The organism is Selenomonas sp. F0473 (genome assembly GCF_000315545.1).
Classification (GTDB): Bacteria; Bacillota; Negativicutes; order Selenomonadales; family Selenomonadaceae; genus Centipeda.
Genome location: NZ_JH992902.1, coordinates 1,992,179 through 2,011,480, shown reverse-complemented (window position 1 = coordinate 2,011,480; position 19,302 = coordinate 1,992,179). Strand labels below are relative to the sequence as shown.

General features: G+C 57.4%; 15 protein-coding genes and 1 riboswitch. Of the genes, 1 reads left to right on the top strand and 14 read right to left on the bottom strand.

The features are described 5' to 3' along the window. Window positions 1–133: 133 nt before the first annotated feature. The 12 genes from trpA to HMPREF9161_RS09280 all read right to left on the bottom strand — a co-directional run bounded on the left by trpA (window position 134) and on the right by HMPREF9161_RS09280 (window position 12,676). Window positions 134–922 carry a tryptophan synthase subunit alpha gene (gene trpA, locus HMPREF9161_RS09335; RefSeq protein ID WP_009729416.1) on the bottom strand — a complete coding sequence of 263 codons (789 nt, stop codon included), beginning with the start codon at window positions 920–922 and terminating at the stop codon, window positions 134–136. Then, entirely contained in the window at window positions 919–2,106 is a 1,188-nt protein-coding gene (gene trpB / locus HMPREF9161_RS09330) for a tryptophan synthase subunit beta (protein WP_009729415.1), read from the bottom strand. Before trpB ends, trpA begins: the two co-directional genes overlap by 4 nt. 3 nt (window positions 2,107–2,109) lie before the next feature. Beyond that, window positions 2,110–2,895, bottom strand: a complete 786-nt coding sequence (gene trpC, locus HMPREF9161_RS09325; protein WP_009729414.1) for an indole-3-glycerol phosphate synthase TrpC — start codon at window positions 2,893–2,895, stop codon at window positions 2,110–2,112. 96 nt (window positions 2,896–2,991) lie between these two features. Next, a complete protein-coding gene (locus tag HMPREF9161_RS09320) occupies window positions 2,992–3,606 on the bottom strand; it encodes a phosphoribosylanthranilate isomerase (protein WP_009729413.1) in 615 nt (204 codons plus the stop codon). A gap of 162 nt (window positions 3,607–3,768) precedes the next feature. Then, window positions 3,769–4,431, bottom strand: a complete 663-nt coding sequence (locus HMPREF9161_RS09315) for a Tat pathway signal sequence domain protein (RefSeq protein WP_232213528.1) — start codon at window positions 4,429–4,431, stop codon at window positions 3,769–3,771. A gap of 166 nt (window positions 4,432–4,597) precedes the next feature. Next, window positions 4,598–6,565: a TonB-dependent siderophore receptor gene (locus tag HMPREF9161_RS09310; RefSeq protein WP_009729411.1), complete on the bottom strand. Its 1,968-nt coding sequence runs from the start codon at window positions 6,563–6,565 to the stop codon at window positions 4,598–4,600. A 177-nt stretch (window positions 6,566–6,742) separates the two neighbouring features. Then, window positions 6,743–6,925: riboswitch (cobalamin riboswitch) on the bottom strand. Between the two features lie 252 nt (window positions 6,926–7,177). Next, complete coding sequence (locus HMPREF9161_RS09305; protein WP_009729410.1) at window positions 7,178–7,858, bottom strand: hypothetical protein; 681 nt, start codon at window positions 7,856–7,858, stop codon at window positions 7,178–7,180. Window positions 7,859–7,991: 133 nt separating this feature from the next. After that, on the bottom strand, window positions 7,992–8,693 hold the full coding sequence (locus HMPREF9161_RS09300; RefSeq protein ID WP_009729409.1) for an energy transducer TonB: 702 nt from the start codon (window positions 8,691–8,693) through the stop codon (window positions 7,992–7,994). 147 nt (window positions 8,694–8,840) lie between these two features. Further along, the gene (glyS, locus tag HMPREF9161_RS09295; protein ID WP_009729408.1) at window positions 8,841–10,904 is read right to left on the bottom strand and encodes a glycine--tRNA ligase subunit beta; all 2,064 of its coding nucleotides are present in this window, start codon (window positions 10,902–10,904) and stop codon (window positions 8,841–8,843) included. Further along, entirely contained in the window at window positions 10,901–11,782 is an 882-nt protein-coding gene (gene glyQ, locus HMPREF9161_RS09290) for a glycine--tRNA ligase subunit alpha (RefSeq protein ID WP_009729407.1), read from the bottom strand. The genes glyS and glyQ overlap by 4 nt, the downstream gene beginning before the upstream one ends. A 66-nt stretch (window positions 11,783–11,848) precedes the next feature. Continuing rightward, entirely contained in the window at window positions 11,849–12,088 is a 240-nt protein-coding gene (locus HMPREF9161_RS09285; RefSeq protein WP_009729406.1) for a hypothetical protein, read from the bottom strand. A gap of 48 nt (window positions 12,089–12,136) precedes the next feature. Then, entirely contained in the window at window positions 12,137–12,676 is a 540-nt protein-coding gene (locus tag HMPREF9161_RS09280) for a 3'-5' exonuclease (RefSeq protein WP_009729405.1), read from the bottom strand. 253 nt (window positions 12,677–12,929) lie between these two features. On the opposite strand from HMPREF9161_RS09280, the gene HMPREF9161_RS09275 reads away from it, so the two are divergent. Continuing rightward, window positions 12,930–14,090, top strand: a complete 1,161-nt coding sequence (locus tag HMPREF9161_RS09275; protein ID WP_009729404.1) for an FprA family A-type flavoprotein — start codon at window positions 12,930–12,932, stop codon at window positions 14,088–14,090. Between the two features lie 293 nt (window positions 14,091–14,383). Here the strand turns inward: HMPREF9161_RS09275 and clpB are convergent, their stop codons facing one another. Continuing rightward, a complete protein-coding gene (gene clpB / locus HMPREF9161_RS09270) occupies window positions 14,384–16,957 on the bottom strand; it encodes an ATP-dependent chaperone ClpB (protein ID WP_009729403.1) in 2,574 nt (857 codons plus the stop codon). A gap of 444 nt (window positions 16,958–17,401) precedes the next feature. After that, window positions 17,402–19,276: a hypothetical protein gene (locus tag HMPREF9161_RS09265; protein WP_009729402.1), complete on the bottom strand. Its 1,875-nt coding sequence runs from the start codon at window positions 19,274–19,276 to the stop codon at window positions 17,402–17,404. Between the last annotated feature and the right edge of the window lie 26 nt (window positions 19,277–19,302).

The following is a 19,302-nucleotide window of genomic DNA, read 5'->3' as shown; positions in this document are numbered from 1 at the left end:
ATAATTCAATATTTATTCAAAATTTCCTGTTCCTTTTTTGTTTATTTTTAATGTATTTCAATACAAAATATTTATCATCCACAACAAAGGGGCACCCGTTCAGAGATGAGCGGATGCCCCTTTATTGCTATCGTTACGCGTCGTCCAACGCTTTCCTCATGTCGGCGATGAGACGGATACCGCCGTCGATGTCGCCCTCGATGATGCACTTCACGACGGCGCTGCCGACGATGACGCCGTCCGCCTGCCGGGCGGCGCGGACGGCCGCATCGGGGGTCCCGATGCCGAATCCGATGGCGAGCGGCACATCCGTATAGCGGCGCGCGGCCTTGCAGACGCGGCCGATGACGGAGTAGTCGATTTCCTTGACGCCCGTGACGCCGTAGTTTGAGACACAGTAGACGAATCCGGCCGCGTCCTTACACGTCTCCGCCATGCGCTCCTCGGTCGTGCCGGGCGTGATGAACTCGGTCAGCGTGAAGTCATGCGCAGCACAGACGGCGCGCATCTCCGCGGACTCCTCATGCGGGACGTCGGGGAGAATCACGCCGTCCATGCCCGCCGCGCCGAAGTCTTCGACGAACTTTTCAAAGCCGTAGTGATGTACCATATTGATATAGCCCATGCCGATGAGCGGGATCTCGGAGTATTTCCGAATCTCCTTGACGACTTCGAGCGCTTTTTTCAGCGTCATGCCGTTCTTCAGCGCAATGACGCTTGCCTCTTGGATGACGGGGCCGTCCGCCATCGGGTCGGAAAACGGCAGTCCGAGCTCAATCACATCCGCGCCCGCCTCCTCGGCGCGGCGCACGATGTCGACAGTTGCCTCAGCACTCGGGCAGCCCGCGGTGATGTAGATGTAGAGGCCCTTGCGCCCCGCCGCGCGGAGCTGCGCCAGTTTTTCATTCAGCCGTGCACTCATGCGATCTCCTCCCCCAGCTCCTTGGCGACCATCTGGACATCCTTATCGCCGCGTCCCGAAAGACAAACGACGACGTTCTCGCCCGGCTTCGTCTCCGGCATCAGTGTTTCGAGGTAGGCGAGCGCATGCGAACTCTCAAGCGCGGGGATAATGCCCTCGATGCGCGAGAGCCTTTGAAATGCGGCAAGCGCCTCCGTATCCGTCACGGAGACGTAGGTCACGATGCCTTGGTCCTTAAAGAAGGAGTGCTCGGGACCCACGCCCGGATAGTCGAGCCCCGCCGAGATGCTGTACGCCTCGACGACCTGTCCGTCATCGTCCTGGAGAAGATAGCTGTATGCGCCGTGCAGGATGCCGGGCGTTCCCGCGCCGCTGAGCGTCTTGGCGTTGTCGCCGTCCGCATCGCTGCGTCCGCCGCCCTCCACACAGAACTTCTTGACGTCCGCATCGTTACGGAAATCATAGAACGTCCCGATGGCGTTGCTGCCGCCGCCGATGCACGCGACGAGGTAGTCGGGCTTTGCGTGAAATTCCTCCGCCGCCTGCGCGCGAATCTCCTCGCCGATGACCTTTTGAAAATCGCGGACCATCTCCGGATAGGGATGCGGGCCGACGGCGGAGCCGATGACGTAGTAGGTGTCCGTGATGTTCGTCGCCCAGTAGCGGATCGCCTCGCTCGTCGCATCCTTGAGCGTGCCCGTGCCGCTCGATACGGAAATGACCGTCGCCCCGAGAAGCCGCATGCGGAACACATTGAGCCGTTGGCGACGGGCGTCGAGCTCTCCCATGAAGATGTGACACTCCATGCCAAAGAGCGCCGCGACCGTCGCCGTCGCGACGCCGTGCTGCCCCGCGCCCGTCTCGGCGACGATGCGCTTCTTGCCCATGCGCTGTGCGAGCAGCGCCTGCCCGAGCGCATTGTTGATCTTGTGCGCGCCCGTGTGCAGAAGGTCTTCGCGTTTCAGGTAGATATTTGCCTTGCCGTAGTGCTTCGTCAGGCGTTCGGCAAAATAGAGATTCGTCGGACGTCCCGCGTAGTTCGTCAGATACTTCCGGAACTCCGCGCGGAATTCCTCGTCCTCACGATATTTGAGATAAGCCGCCTCGAGCTCGTTCAGCGCGGGCATGACGATCTCCGGCACATACTGTCCGCCGTAGGCGCCGAATCTTCCCTTTTTACTCATAGATCATTGCTCCTTTGCCCCAAGTCCACTCAGTTCTTTTGCAAATGCCCCGACATCAGGCGCTTTGACAAGCCCCTCGCCGACGAGCACGCCGCGGCAGCCCGCATCGCGTACCCGTATGGCGTCCTCGATCGTAAAAATGCCGCTCTCGCTGATGATGGTCCGTTCTTTATCCGCATGCGGCAGGAGGTCAATCGTCGTCTGTACGCTCGTCTCGAACGTCACGAGGTTACGGTTGTTGATGCCGATGAACTCGGCCGGCGTCTCGAGCGCCGCCGCAAGGTCGGCGCGGTCATGCACCTCCACGAGCGCGTCCATGCCGAGACTCCATGTGAGGAAAAGCAGCTCCTTCAGCTGTGCGGGCGTCAAGATACGCACGATGAGAAGAACGGCATCCGCGCCGAGCGCACGCGCCTCATAGACTTGATACGGGTCGATGATGAAGTCCTTGCGCAGGAGCGGCGTATCCACACGCGCGCGTACCGCGGCAAAGTCGTCGTTGCTCCCGAGGAAATGCGGGTCGGTATGCACCGAGAGGACCGCCGCGCCCGCCGCCGCATATATATCGGCAAGCTCCGTCACCGTGTGCGCCGTCGTCAGCCGCCCCTTTGCGGGCGACCGGAGTTTGCACTCCGCGATCAGCCCCCAGCCGTGCCTGCGAAAATGCTCCGCCATGCGGAACGTCCCGCAGCGTATGTCCTTCTTGAGTTTCTCGAGCGGCACGCCACGCTTTGCCGCGACGACGATGTCCCGTTTCTTTGCAACGATTTCGGCCAATAGATCGCGCACGCGCGCACCTCCTCTGCAGATTCTCTGACGGCGCGCCGTATGACGCGCTCTTCTATCTTAGTGGAGTTACGTATATTTGTCAATCGTGCGCCCGTCTTATATCTTTGCCGTACGCACAGCGTCCATGAACATCCGAATTTTTTCCGCCGACTTTTCCCCGTTTTCCTCAAGCCCGCCCGAGACATCAACGCCGAAGGGATGAAATATCTCCATCGCTGTGCCGACATTCTCTGCAACGATACCGCCCGCGATGAGCACGGGCTTCGTTACGCGCGCGACCTCACGTGCCGCGGCCTCCCATCTGAACACCGTGCCCGTTCCGCCCGCCGCGCCCGGCACATAGCTGTCGATGAGAATGATCTCGGCAGGATAGCCGTTCGCCGCCGCCGCATCGAAATCATCGCCGTACCGATACGCCTTGATGACGGGACGGTTCACCCGCCGTGCCGCCTCCGCAGGCTCATGCCCGTGGAGCTGTATATAGTCCAGCCCGCAATATGCGGCAATCTCATTCATCTCTTCGGGCGCAGCATCCACAAACACGCCGACCTTCTCCACACCGCCGATTGCAGCGCATATCTCACGCGCTGTATCAGGCGCAACGTACCGTCTGCTCTCCTTGGCAAAAACAAATCCGATATAGTCCGCGCCCGCCTCCTGCGCCGCGCGTGCCGCCGCAAGGGATTTCATCCCGCACATCTTGACCCGCATCGTTTCCGTCACCTCTCGGCACTATCTTAGAGGCGGCCGCCGCATTTGTCAATCACGGAGACATATGGCGCCCCGCCTCTATGCAGCGCAAAAAAGGCCCTGCATCCCGTAAACGGAATGCAAAGCCTCGCGAAAGAATCTATCTTGTTTTATTCGGCAGACTTATTTTTTGTCGGCATATTGCGCATCGGCAGGAAACGGCCGATCGGACTTCAGCAGATTCTGATCAACGCCGAACTCATCGGCAACATTTTCCCAACTGTTATTGTCCCGCCTGCGGTCGAGCACCGCCCGGATGTCCTTATGCGCGGCCTTTGCAATAATGCCCGCCATCTCGATATCATGCGGTCCATAACCTTTCTGCAGGAGGGCGCGGGCCGTATTTCCGTCGACGCCGCTGCGTATATTGATATGCATCACCACCATCTCGGTCACTTGCGCATAAAAGGCTTCCTTTGTGATGCCGAGAGCATCTATGATCTCCTGCCAGTCTTTCTCTTTCGTCTTCATCCGTATGACGTCGCTGAAGGACTTTCCCGATATCTTTGCGAGCATTGCGGCATATCCGATATCATAGAGATCCGTTTTCTTCTCTATCTCCCGATTCACTTCCGTTTCACTGACACCGAATGTTTGCGCGACATGCCTTGCTTGTTCATCTGCCGGCATACGGACAATAGGGTGCCCCTTATCGGTCTTCATTTCCCCTTGTTGGGACGGCGTTTGACGCGCAGTCTGTTCGTTGCTGTGCGCATATGCGGCCGCACCGAAACTTCCGTTCACGACGAGCACGCCGAGCACGATGCCGATTATGTTTTTTCTCATTGTGCTCTTCATTTTATACCACACCTTCCTGCGAAAGCCCCCGCGGGTGCGCAGCGCTTTCCGGCCTTCCACAATATCCAACGGGTTGGTTTTGTGTTGCGGGCGCTGATATACAACGCTTTATTCGCGATTTTAGATATCTTACTCTCATTCCCGCCCCGGGTTCTTATATCTTCGCCGTCAGCGTAAAGCGAAATGACCGTCCGAATTCATAGCGCCGTGTGATTCTTTTATCAAACAAATTATAGACGCCGGCCGATGCCGTAAAGTGCCGTCCGATCTCTTTGTTGATCACGAGGTTCCATATTTGATAGACGGGCGAACGCTTGCTGTCCTTGTTTTTTCCGATGTAGTCGCCCCAAAGAGTCGCCGTCCAATCATTCTTATGATATGTGACCCCCAGATCGATCTTCGTATGGCTGCGGTAAGTCGGGGCATAAAAACTCTGTCCGTCTATCACGGCGTCGTTGCTCCGGAGAATCATCATGCCTAAACGCGCATCGAAGTTCTCGTTCATCCGCAGTTTACTCTCGTATTCGAACCCATGCAGCTTCACCTCCGCAATATTTTGATAGTACCACTTGCCGAAAGGATCGTTCGGGTCACGATTATACAGATCAATAAAGTTCTTAATATCATTGTAAAAGAATATGAATTTATGTTGGTAATGCCCGCGTTCCATTTCATAGGAAATATCAAAACTCTGTGATTCCTCTGGTTTTAGATGCGGGTCGCCGTAGATACCGCCCCATTCCAGATAGAGTTCGTTTACGCCGGGAACGGCATACCCCTTGCCGTAGTTCGCTTTGATACGGTCGTGAGGGCCGATGAAATAGACCGCGCCCGCATTGGGCGATAATTTGTTTGCGAATCTGTTGTGCATATCGTAACGCACACCGACCAGAAAGAGCCATTTTTCCGTGGGGCGCCACTCGTTCTGGAGGTAAAGGCTCCGCTGCGTCAGCGAAACCTCGTAGAGCGGAACGGAAAAACCGTTGACCTTTTCCTGCCCGATATATGTGCCGCCGGCTTTTTGGCGATTGCCGATCGGCTTATCTTGACGATACTGGGCCCCAACGGTAAACGTATTCTTTCCCCAGTACCGGCGGTATTGGCCTTCCAACGCGTACAGCTGGCTCTTCATGTACGCGGTATATACGGATCTCTTCGGCGTGCCGTCCGGGGTCTTCCGATAAGCCGTTTTTTCATAGACGCTGCGATACGCGCGCAGAAAATAATCCGTACTTTTGCCGGATCCTTTATATTCGAGCGACATATTCCACCGATCGTGATCGTAAAAACTGTTCTGCGGATTGTCGAAATAATCAAGGTCCTTTTGCTTATAATCCTGATTCAGATAATCAAGCGCCAAAGAAAGCGTGCGCCCCGCCGCCAGATCATAGGAGGCGTTTAGGTAATATGTGTTCGTCGTGCCGCTGTACTGATAAGGCAAATTTTCTCTGTCATAATTCGGTTTTGTCTTTCGCTGTGCCGCACCCGCACGAATATGCAGACGATTGTTTGCGTCTCCCGAGATCGAAAAGCCCTTCGTATCGCTCCTGTCTTCGCCCGTCGTCTTATGCCAGTAAAAAGATGTCTCCCGCGGCGTTTTCTTTTTCGTGATAATATTGATGACGCCGCCAATGGCTTCGGATCCATACATCGTACTGTAGCTTCCGCGGACAATCTCAATGCGTTCCACATTGTCGAGAGGAATGCGGTCCAGTTCCGCGCCATAGCTGAATTTACGGTCCAGATCATGCGCAAAGGTTTTCCCGTCAATCAGGATGAGATTGTGACGCTCCGTCGTGCCGCGTATGCTGACGGCCGCCCCCGTATTGCCGCCGTTGACGAGAATGCCCGCCTGCGAAGCCAGCGCTTCACGCAGCGTGGTCGCATTCATGCGGTCAATATCTTCGCGGGTAATGACCGATATAACCGCCGGCGTTTCCTTGATCGCCTGATCCGCGCGTGAGGCGGTTACCACAATATCCGATAGGGTATAGGTTTCCGATGTCTTTTGTGCCTGCCGCGTTGCCGTCGGATTTTCATGATGTCCCGCATTGGCGACTCCGTGTCCCCATACGGACGTCAACGCTGCGGACAAAGCAACGATCAGATATCTTTTTTTCATTGATGGGCGCCTCCTTATCCCCGCTGATTCCTTCGGTTTCTGTGAACTGCGGTTCTCATCCCTATAAAGGCCATAATGTTATGCAAAATAAAGCTGCTTTTTCCCATAGGAAAAAGCCGTCGTATCGCTCCGCTATTTAGAGCATGCGCGGCTCTCCTCCCCATCGCTCGTGGGTCAAACGGCGAGCGTCAAACAGGCAGTTCTCCCGGCTCGGCATCATCGCTCGGCTGCGCCTTCCCAAGGGATACTCCCCTCAGTGACATATTGCAGCTTTACTCTTCCTTACGGTGGCGGGACTGCTTCGGTTTCACACCGAATTCCCTATTAAGTCCAAAGGACACCCATTCCAGAATTTATTTATAATTTTTAATTATCCTAATATAATTGTCGTTTTTTGTCAAGAAATATTTAATCTGTGCGGAAAACATATGATAATTCCCCATCCGAAAATAACAAACGTCTTTTCGACGCTTCTCGTCCTCTGTGCGCTCATCTCTCTCAATATATCTCAAACGGCCGCTCCCTGCGCTCGTTCACCGGATCTCGCCCCATATAAAAAAGCTTTACATCCCGTAAACGGAATGCAAAGCCTCGCGAAAGATCTATCTTGTTTTAGTTGGCAGACTTATTTTTTGTCGGCATATTGCGCATCGGCGGGAAATCCGGCCGATCGGACTTCAGCAGATTCTTATCGACGCCGAACTCATCGGCAACATTTTCCCAACTGTTATTGTCCCGCTTGCGGTCGAGTACCGACCGGATGTCCTTATGCGCGGCCTTGGCAATGACCCCCGCCATCTCGATATCATGCGGCTCGTACCCCTTCTGCAGGAGGTCGCGCGCCGTATTTTCATCCACATCGCCGCGCATGCTGATATGCAGCACCGCCATATCGAGGAGACCGGCCTGAAGATTTTTCTCCGTAATGCCGAGAGCGTCCACGATCTCCGGCCAGTCCATCCCCTTCGCCTTCATCTGCATCACGCTCGGGAAGGGCTTTCCGGAAAGTTTCGCAAGCATTGCGGCCTGCCCGATATCGAAGAGATCCGTCTTCTTCGCAATCTCCTGCTTGACGTCCGCCTCACTGACACCGAAAACCTCGGACACATATTTCGCCTGATCTTCGGACGGCATTCGGACATCGGGATGCTGATCCGTCTTCATCTCTGTCTGCTGCGGCATATGCCCGGCCTGTTCATTGCTGTGCGCGTATGCCAATGAACCGACGCTGCCGCTGAGAATAAAAGCGCCGAGCATCATGCCAATCATGTTTTTCTTTGTCGATCTCTTCATCTTAGACCACACCTTTCTACGGAAATCCCCGAGAGATCGGGACGCTTCCGTCACTTCTTGCATGGTGCTAGTATAGGTGTCTGTTGTTAAGAGGAGTTGAACCGGACATTAAACTTTAATGACGCAAAAGTCCTTATGAGAAAGAGAACGACCGATTGATGCGGCAGGCGACCGGCTCGTCATAGATGTTGCGCGCCGGCGCAAAGCGATAGGTATACGCCGCGTTCAGCGCCGCCTGATCGAGCGCGGGCTGTCCCGAGGGGCTCGACACACTCGCGCTCTGCACGCTGCCGTCCGCGCCGACGATGAGAGAAACCCCCACGGTTCCCGTAATCCCCTTGCGCTCAAGATCGGGCGGATAGACCGGCGTCGCTCCCGAGAGGAACTTCGGCGGCACCTTCGGCCGCTGTGCAGCGGCGGCATCGCGCCCCGAACTATTGCCGTCTCCCCCGCCGCCGGTGCTGCCGGTGCTGCTGCTTGATGTGTTGCTCGTCCCCGTACTATTGACCGGGGCATTGCTGTTACCGGCCGCCACAGTCTGCCGCGGCGTCTCGCGCGGCTGTTCCTGCTGCGGCCGGGGTTCGACCTCCTGTTTCGGCTTTTCGAACTGGATATCATCTATACTCGGCGGCGGAGGCGGCGCCGCGGCCTGCGCCGCCGGCGCCGGATCGCTCGCCGGCGCCGCCGCATCGTAAATCTCCACATCGATCGGGCGTTTCTCCGGCGTCGCCGCAACGGTGAACAGTCCCATCGCGGCCGCCGCAATCAAGAGGCAAACATGAATCCCAAAGGATGCGCCCCATGAAATACATTTTTCTTTTTCTGTGATGTCCACAGCTCCACCTCCCCAAAATGACAGACCTATCTTATAATGAAAAACTCTATCATTTTAACGTCGTCATAATACCATACTATGAGGCGTTTTGCCAGTTAAAAATAAAAATAGAGCCGCCGCACAAACAAGAAGTGCGGCGGCCCATCTTCAACTGAGCACAATCTTGCTGAAATCCGCAGTTTCAAGCAGATAATCGTCAATCAACTTGAGCAGGGCCAAACGGTTCGTTTTGACGCGCTCGTCCTTATCCATGACCATGACCGCGTCGAAGAACGCATCGATAGCGGCGGCAAGGCGGCGCTCGGCTGCAAGCGTCTCCGACTCATCCGCCCCCGAGGCCCGCAGTTCCGCCGCATCGTTATACGCGGCAAGCAGGGCGCGTTCCTCGTCCACCGCAAAGAGCGCGGGATCCACTGCCCCCGGCGCGGCCGTGCGCGCGATATTAGAGACGCGGACAAAGGCCTGTACGAGCCCCGCCGCATCGTCTGCGGCGAGTGTGCGCTCCACATAGGCGGCACGCACAGGGACGTCCGCGACGAAGTCCACATCGTTCAGCACGGCTTCCTGCACATCATAGCGCACGCCGCGCTCCGTGAGCACATTCCTCAAACGCAGGCGGATGAACGCGGCGACATCCGCCTGCATCTTGCTCCGCGCCGCATCGTCCAGTCCGTAAAGGTCGCATGCCTCGTCGACAAGATCGGAGAGCAGGATACCGCTCTCGTGCGCGATGAGCATGTTGACGAGCCCGAGCGCCTGCCGGCGCAGGCCGAACGGATCCTGTGACCCCGTCGGAATTTTGCCGCGGCTGAATGTGCCGACGATATTATCGATTTTATCCGCAACGCTGAGGGCAAAACCGAGCGCGCTCTCTGGGAGTTCGTCGCCCGCGAAGCGCGGCATATACTGCTCGTCGATGGCACGCGCCACTGCGGGCTTTTCCCCGTCGAGGAGCGCGTACTCCCGCCCCATGGTACCCTGCAGCTCGGTGAACTCGGTCACCATGCCCGTCACAAGGTCTGCCTTCGAGAGTGCCGCCGCACGGCGCGCATCCTCCGCCATCGCCTCATACGCCGCGTCGTCGCCTACCGTCATGTCCTCGACGACAACCGCGGCAAGCTGCGCGAGGCGCTCCGTCTTTTCATACATCGAACCGAGCCCCTGCTGGAATACGACTGCGTGCAGTTTCTCACGGTGCTCCGCAAGCGTTTTCTTGCGATCTTCGTCAAAGAAGAACTGCGCGTCCGCGAGCCGCGCGCGCAGAACGCGCTCGTTTCCGTGCGCCACGATATCGAGATGCGCCCCGCCGCCGTTGCGCACGGTGACGAATACGGGCAGGAGGCGCCCGCCCTCCCCCTTCACGGGGAAATAGCGCTGATGATCGCGCATCGGCGTAATCACCGCTTCGGCAGGCAGCGCGAGATATTTTTCCTCAAAGGACCCGCTCAGGGCCATCGGGTACTCGACGAGATAGAGCACCTCCTCGAGGAGATCGGGCGTGATCTCCGCCGTTCCCCCGCAGGCTTTTGCTTCCGCCGCAATCTGCTCGCAGATCATCGTGCGCCGCCGCTCCGGATCAACGATGATGCCGGCCTTCTCACATGCCGCCTCATAGTCTGCCGGCAATCCGACCGTAAAGTCCATAGGAGAGAGCGTCCGATGTCCGCGCGAATGATTGCCGCTCGTCACGGCGGCGATCGTAAAAGGCACGACCTCCGTGCCATAGAGCGCGACGATCCAGCGGATCGGCCGGATAAAACGGAAATCGAGATCGCCCCAACGCATACTGTTCGGCAGCGGGATCGCACGGATCAGCGCCGGCAGCAGGTCCTTCAGAATCTCCTCCGTCGCCGCACCCGCTTCATGAACGGTGGCATAAACATATCCGTCGCGTCGAATGAGATCCGTGGGTGCCACATGCTGTCCGCGCGCAAACCCCTCGCCCGCCTTCGTCGGGCTGCCGGCCGCGTCAAATGCGATCGAAACGGCGGGTCCGCGCGTCTCCGTATCGATATCGGCCTGCCGTTCCGCCAGCCCCGCAACGATGAGCGCCAAACGGCGCGGCGTGCCGAGCGTACGCACCGTATCATAGGAAATCCGCTGTTCCGCGAGCATCTCGCCCGCGCGCCGTTCCAGATCGCGCAAAAGACCGGGCATCGCATGCGCGGGAATCTCCTCCGTGCCGATTTCAAGCAGCAAATCTTTGCTCATACTTTCGCCCCCTCCTTCAGCATCGGATAGCCGAGCGCCGCGCGCTGTGCCAGATACGCCTCCGCGCAGAGCCGCGCAAGTCTCCTCACGCGTCCGATGAACGCCGTGCGCTGCGAGACGCTGATCGCGCCGCGCGCATCGAGCAGGTTGAACGTATGCGAGCATTTCAGCACATAGTCGTGTGCCGGATGCACATGCCCTGCGCCGATGATGCGCATCGCCTCCGCCTCATACTTATCAAAGAGCTCAAAGAGCAGCGCCTCATCCGAGAGATCAAACGCATAGGTCGACTGTTCAAATTCATTCTGCCGGAACACGTCGCCGTAGGTCACATCGTCCGTCCACGCGATGTCGTAGACATTCTCCACGCCCTGGATGTACATCGCGAGACGCTCGAGCCCATAGGTGATCTCCACGGAGACGGGCTTCACATCCTGACTGCCGACCTGCTGGAAGTAGGTGAACTGCGTAATCTCCATGCCGTCGAGCCAAACCTCCCAGCCGAGTCCCCACGCGCCGAGCGTCGGCGATTCCCAGTTGTCCTCGACGAAGCGGATGTCATGCTCCTCCGCTTTGATGCCGAGCCGCGCAAGACTTTCGAGATAGAGTTCCTGAATATTGTCCGGCGAGGGCTTCATGATGACCTGGAACTGATGATGCTGGTAGAGACGGTTCGGGTTATCCCCATAGCGCCCGTCCGCCGGCCGCCGCGACGGCTCGACATAGGCGACGTTCCACGGCTCGGGGCCGAGAACGTGCAGGAATGTCCATGGACTCATTGTGCCCGCGCCCTTTTCGACGTCATACGGCTGCGCAAGGATACACCCCCGGCCCGACCAGAACTCCTGCAGCGCGAGGATTACCTCTTGGAATTTCATGCAAACAACTCCTCCAATAAAAAACCGCGATTCTTCATAGAATACGCGGTTTCTCTCCTATCAATCCTATTTAAAATTCTCCTCCAAGCTTTGAAGGATCTGCGACTGCCTTTCATTCATAGGCTTTTCCCATCGGTTCTCGTAGGCCGCGTTATCGGCAGGGAGCAGCGCGCAGACAATAATGAGAATGATGAAGCATATCACCGCCGTACCGATGATCTTGCGCTGGTAGGAGGCACGCTGCGTCTTCACACGTCGAAGGCCGCGTTCCAGATCCCGATTCTTCTCCGCCCTTGTCTTTCCCATGATGCGCCGTCCCCTTATGCTCCCGTCGAACGGATATGGTAAAGATTTTTAAAAGAGACTCTGTTCCTCATATACGGGCTGCCGCATCTTTTGATAGCAGTACAGCGTTGCCAAAGTATCCGCGAGCGCGCCGTGCGCCTCGGTCGTCCCCCAGTTATAGCGATAGTAGTCCGCGCACTCCGTGAGCTTCCACCAACGATAGCCGCCGCGCCGCGCGTCCGGCACCTTGCGGAAGTCTGAGAATGCAAGCATGACGTCGTGTTTGTTCGGATTCGTAATGCGGATCCCCGACTGGCCAAGCAGCCGTATATCAAACTCGATATTATAACCGACGAGCAGCGTCTCCGGATCGTTGAAGAGCCGCTCCAACTCCGCTTGATGCGAGAGAATCGGCGCACAGGAGGCGACCATCGCGGGTGAGATCCGGTTGATCTTCTCCGCATCCGGCCATGCGCTTTTGCGCGCGGGCGCATACATACCGTCCACCACGGTCCTGCCCGTACCGTCCACAACGGCGAGAGTCAGCACCTCATCGTCGCTCCGAAAGCCCGTTGTCTCGGTATCAAAGACCAGAATTTTTTCCAACATGAAGGTCCTTTCTTTTCTAGTCATTTTCTCCCAATTTTACACGACTTTCGTTATAAATATTATACATGATACAAAATCGCCTGTCAAGAAACCGGGCCTGCCGGCCGCTTTCCGGCCGGCGATCGGACCGTATAATTTGCTATTGCAAAAGGAATAATTTTCAGCTAGAATACATCTATAAATATAGTTCTTATTTATAGATAATCTCTATAAATAATATAAATATCCCTATGATCGAAAGGAGCGTTTTTTCATGAATGCCATCAAAATCCGAGACGACATCTACTGGGTCGGAGCGATCGACTGGTCCATGCGCAGCTTCCACGGCTACGACACGCAGCGCGGCTCCAGTTATAACGCATACCTCATCCTTGACGAGAAGATTACGCTCATCGACACCGTGAAGAAAGGCTTTGACGACGAACTGCTCGCGCGGATCTCATCCGTCGTCGATCCGTCACGCATCGACGTTATCATCTCGAATCATGTCGAACCGGATCACTCGCACACCGTTCCGATCGTCTCGCGTCTCGCTCCGAACGCGAAGGTGATCACGAGCGCGCCGAACGGGCTCAAGGGGCTCAAGGCATACTACGGCGACCTCCCCTACGAGACCGTTAAGGCGGGATCCTCTATTTCCATCGGCAAACGAACCCTGCAGTTCATTCCGACCCCAATGCTCCACTGGCCGGACAGCATGGTGACCTACTGTCCCGAGGAAAAGATCCTCTTCTCAAACGACGCCTTCGGCCAGCATCTCGCCACCGGCAAACGCTATGACGACGAGAACGATCTCGGCATCGTCTGCGAGGAGGCGAAGAAATACTACGCGAACATCCTCTTCCCTTACGGCAACCAGGCGCAGGCCGCCCTCAAAGCGCTGCACGGACTCGATATGAAGCTGATCGCCACGGGACACGGCATCATCTGGCGTTCGCACATTCCGGAGATCATCAAGCGCTATAAAGAGTGGTCCACGGGCGAGACCGAGGATCGCGCCGTCGTCGTCTACGACACCATGTGGCACTCCACCGAGATGATGGCGCACACCATCGCCGAGGCGTTCATCGACAAGGGCATGTCCGTCGGCTATTACGACATCAAGTGCAACACACACGCCGACATCATGACCGACGTCCTCACGAGCCGCTGCCTCGCCGTCGGCTCACCGACGCTCAACAACAACATGCTGCCCACCATCGGCGGCTTCCTCTGCTACATGAAAGGCCTCGCCCCGAAGGGACGCAGGGCGTTCGCGTTCGGCTCCTACGGCTGGGGCGGTCAGAGTATCCAGCAGATCGAAGACGAACTGAAGGGCGCGGGCTGCGAACTCGTCCTTGACAAAGTGCGCATGCTCTACGTCCCCTCCGATGAACAGCTCGCAGAACTGCGCGGCCGGATCCTCGCGCTGTAAATCATAGAATGATAAACGGGACCGTCACATGATTTTTCATGTGACGGTTTCGTTTTGTTATGCCTCTCCTTCGGTATTCTGAAAATAAAAACCGCCCGCGCAGCCGTGCGGTTTTTATGGAGAAGAAATGCGACAAAAAGCTGCAAAAAATATTTTTGCAGCATATTTGTGCAAGCAAGCCGCCGTAAAGCGGCCCCCTTTTTTCATTTATTATAGCGCTTTGCTTTATCGCTCTCTATGCAAACCCACCTAAAAAGAGGCCGTCTCTTCCGAAACGGCCCCCAACCATATACTTACAAACTCTTAAACGTGAATTCCTTCCCGTCATAACCGATCTCAACGGTATCGCCGCCGCGGATCTCGCCCGCGATGATCTTCTTCGAGAGCGCGGTCTCGACCGTGTGCGTGAGCAGACGGCGCAGCGGACGCGCGCCAAAGTCGGGATCAAAGCCTTCGTCGGCGAGTGCAGTCAGCGCGGCATCGTCCCATGTGAGCTCGATATCCACCTGCCGTTCAAGCCGCCTGCCGAACGCCGCGAGCATAATGGCCGCGATGCGTTTCACATCGTCCTTTGCGAGCGCCTTGAACACGATGGTATCGTCCACGCGGTTGAGGAACTCGGGGCGGAAATACTCCTTGAGGAGCGCGCGCACCGCCTTCGATGCCTCCGCATAATCCTTGCTCAAAATCTCATGCGAGCCGAGATTGCTCGTCATGATGATGACGGTGTTCTTAAAGTTCACGACGCGTCCCTTGCCGTCCGTGAGCCGCCCGTCGTCGAGGATTTGCAGCAGGACGTTGAACACGTCTCGGTGCGCCTTCTCGATCTCGTCGAGCAGGATGACGCTGTACGGGCGGCGGCGTACCGCCTCGGTGAGTTGGCCGCCCTCGTCGTAGCCGACATAGCCCGGAGGCGCGCCGATGAGCCGCGAGACGCTGTGTTTCTCCATATACTCGCTCATGTCGATGCGGATCATGCTCCGCTCGTCGTCAAAGAGCGCCTCCGCGAGTGTCTTTGCGAGTTCGGTCTTGCCGACGCCCGTAGGGCCGAGGAAGATAAACGAACCGATGGGACGGTTCGGGTCCTTGATGCCCGCGCGCGCACGTAGAATCGCCTCGCTGACGGCGGTCACGGCTTCGTTCTGCCCGACGACGCGCTCGTGGAGCACATCCTCAAGGCGGAGCAGCTTCTCGCGCTCGCCCGTCATCATCTTCGTGACGGGGATGCCCGTCCAGCGGCTGACGACGCGCGCGATGTCCTCCTCGCCGACCTCCTCTTTGAGCATCCGCTCGCCCTCGCCCTGCGCGGCGATTGCCGCTTCCTCTTCCTCGAGTTTCTTCTCGAGTTCGGGCATTTTGCCGTACTTCAGCTCAGAAGCGCGCGCGAGGTTCTGACCGCGTTCCGCCGCCTCCATCTCGCCGCGCACCTCGTCCATTTCCTTCTTGATGGCGCGAACCCGCAGGATCGACTGCTTCTCACTTTCCCATTTTGCGCGGAGTTTTTCCTCCTCGGCGTGCAGCTGCTCTTTCTCCGCGACAAGCTGCGCGAGTTTCTCCTTCGACGCCTCGTCGGACTCCTTCTTGAGGGCTTCCTCCTCGATGTCGAGCTGAAGGATCTTGCGGCAAATCTCGTCGAGCGGCCCCGGCATAGACTCGATCTCCGTGCGCAGCTTTGCCGCCGCCTCGTCGACGAGGTCGATTGCCTTGTCCGGCAGGAACCGGTCGGAGATGTAGCGGTCGGAGAGCGTCGCCGCAGCGACGAGCGCCGCGTCGCGGATGCGCACGCCGTGATGTACCTCGTAGCGGTCTTTGAGGCCGCGCAGGATGGAGATGGTATCCTCCACGCTCGGCTCGCCGACCATAACGGGCTGGAATCGGCGCTCGAGCGCCGTGTCCTTTTCGATGTACTTGCGGTATTCGTTGAGCGTCGTTGCGCCGATACAGCGCAGTTCGCCGCGCGCGAGCAGCGGCTTCAGCAGATTGCCTGCGTCCATCGCGCCCTCGGCGGCACCCGCGCCGACGACCGTGTGCACCTCGTCGATGAAGAGAAGGATCTGTCCCTCGGATTTTGCGATTTCATTGAGGACGCCCTTGAGGCGTTCCTCGAACTCGCCGCGGAACTTCGCGCCCGCGACGAGCGCGCCCATATCGAGCGCGTAGAGCGTCTTATTCTTCAGCGACTCCGGGACGTCGCCCGCCACGATGCGGCGGGCAAGCCCCTCGACGATCGCCGTCTTGCCGACGCCGGGCTCGCCGATGAGCACGGGGTTGTTCTTCGTCCGCCGCGAGAGAATCTCTATCGTACGGCGAATCTCCTCGTCGCGCCCGATGACGGGATCGAGTTTATTCGCGCGCGCCGCCGCGGTCATGTCGCGTCCATATTTTTCGAGCGACTGATAGCCCTCCTCGGGATTGTCGCTCGTCACGTTCTGCTTGCGGTTCTTCTTGATCGCGTCCTGTACACTGCTCTTCGTCAGTCCGAACTCGCGCGCGATCTTCTGCACCTCGTCGCTGCCGTCGGTGACGAGAGCGAGCAGCAAGTGCTCCGTCGAGACGTACTCGTCCTTCATCGACTGCGCCAGTTCCTCGGCGCGCCCGAGCACGCGTACCATATCCATCCCCATGCCGAGGCGGTTCGTTCCGCGAACGGCGGGGATAGAGGCGAGCTCCTTTTCAAGGCGCGCCTTAAGCATCGGCAGATCAACGCCGCAGACGGAGAAGATCGTCGCGAGCAGCCCCTCCGGTTCCTTCGCCAGCGCGAGCAGCACATGGATCGACGTGATCTCCTGATGGTACCGCATCGCCGCGATCTGCTGCGCCGATTGGAGCGCCGCGAGCGTGCGGGCCGTGTATTTATCCTGTTCCATAATGTGTTCCTCCACGTATCGTTTTTGTCTTTATGGAGTTATTATATCACTATAAGTCAAAAAGTCAAATATTATTTTTGATTTTTTGACCTTTTAGATAAAAATTGCGTCATTGTCTCTCAAAAGGTACGCTGCCGCAACTAGTTACATAGCGCAACAATGTGCCGTCCCTAAAAGGCCGGCATGAATCCATCAAAATACAAAAAGATTGCCGCACCGCAATATATTCGTGCAACAGTCTAAACACCTACGTCAACCGCAGTGTCCGACCGAATGACACAGTGATGCTCCAAAATCCCGCTCTAGTAGGATACCTAAGTGAATTGAAAGCTTGGATGCATAGCAAGGAATAAGAAAAATCCAAGGGAAGGCGTAGTTAAGGGCTACGTCGACCGCAGGATTTTTCGAAATGACACAGCTAGGCGCCAAGATCTCGATTCACGTCTAAATCATGTTTTTCTTGTAGCAATCATAGAGCTCCTTAAGTTCCTCAATCTTCGCGTACATCTCGAGTTGGAGGGCAGACGCTGCGGCATAGTCCCCTTCGTTCAGCGCCTTGATGAGCAGGCTAAAGAGCGCCTTGTCGTCGATGGTATCCTTTGCAAGATAGATGCGCAGGTCGTGAATCTTGTTCCACATGTAGGCATCCCGGTCCGTGACGAAGTCGCTCTTAATCTCCTTCATACGGCGCACGAGATCGCGGTACTCCGGAATGATGCGGCTGATGAGTTCGATCTTCCAACGCAGGAGCGCTCCCGTGCGGAACGACTCGATGATCTGCGGGCGGAGCGTGTTGCCCGCCGTCAGCACGGCGACCTTTTCCGGATAGAGATCAAAGCCGAGCATGTTCTCCCACACGGTCGCGGGCGGCTTGCCGAACCGTGCGTCACGCTCTTCGGGCGTGTAGAACTCAAACACGTCCTCTTCGCTCCGATAGGCGCGGTCACGCTCAAGGTAGCGCCCCTCTTCGCCTGGCTGCTTGGAGAGTTCGGCGAGCAGTTCCTCCGCTGTGCGCCCCGCCGTGTGCTTGATGCCGTCGAGAACGGCGAGATAGCAAGCGGCAAGGACGAGATAGGTATTCGAGTACGGATTGGTCGCGCGCAGTTCAAAGCGCGTCGCCATCGGATTCTTGAGGTCGCGGATGAGACTGACGAGCACCGTGCGGTTGCGCGATGGAATCGCGGGCGTGTGGCCGAAAGAGGTAACGATGCAGACCGGCGCCTCAAATCCCGGCTTGAGCCGGTTGAACGAGTCGTTCGTCGCCGACACAAAAGGATTGATCGCCTCGTAGTTCTTGAGCAGTCCCATGAGCGCGCCGTAACCGACCGCGCTCATATAGTTGGCCTGCTGATCGTCCGCGGCAAAGAGACTGTGCATCTTGCCGTCCGCCGTCACGGCCGCAATGCTCAGATGCGTATGCTCGCCGTTGCCCGCAAGTCCGATGAGCGGTTTCGCCTTGAAGTTGACCTCGAGGCGGTGCAGGCGAAAGATTTCGCGCACAATGGTACGGACGAAGAGTTCGTTGTCCGCCGCCTGCACGGCGTGGTCGTACTGCCAGTCGATCTCGATCTGCTCGCAGACGTGCGTCATGTTCCCGTTTTCGTCGATCTGAGCCTTGAGACCGCCGACCTCCTTGTGCCCCATCTCCATGTGGAAACCGTATTTATCCAGCTCGATGAGGCATTCCTCGAGTGCCGTGCGCACCGCGCCGTGCGTGCGTTCCCAGTACTGCTCGTTCATCACCTGCGAGGCGGACATCTCCTCGATGGAGTCATTGTCCTCGAGCGGCGTCTTGACCCAAAACTCCAGTTCCGTCGCCGATGTGAACCGGATATCCGCGATATCCGCGCCGCTGAGGCTCGGGATGCCCGAAATCTCTGGATTCGCATGAAAAAAATCGAGCAGTTCCCGTTTCACATAGGCGAGCGTATCTACAAGCGCCGCACGCGAATCCACACGTTTGCCTTCGTGAATGATAAAGGACGGAATGCGCAGCGTGCCGACCGTATCGAGACTCTCCCGGTCGTAGTCGACGAACCAGTTGACCGCGGGGTCAATCGGCAGATCCACCTTCGCGTTGTTGATCGTCGCGATCTTCGGCAGCACCACGGAGGAGCCGTCCGTCTGCACGGCCGTTCCGTTATAGAACTTGTCGATGTCCTCGATGAAAATCCGTACGGGGATCTTCTCATCCGTATCATTGCCGGCCATATCGATGCCCACGAGAGAGACGAAGTGCACCTCCGGATGCTCCCGGAGCATGGCGATCACCTCTTCGCGCGGCGTATTGGCAGGGATTCTGTAGAGAAGCTCGTTCATCTTTGCGTACCATCCTTTTTACAGAA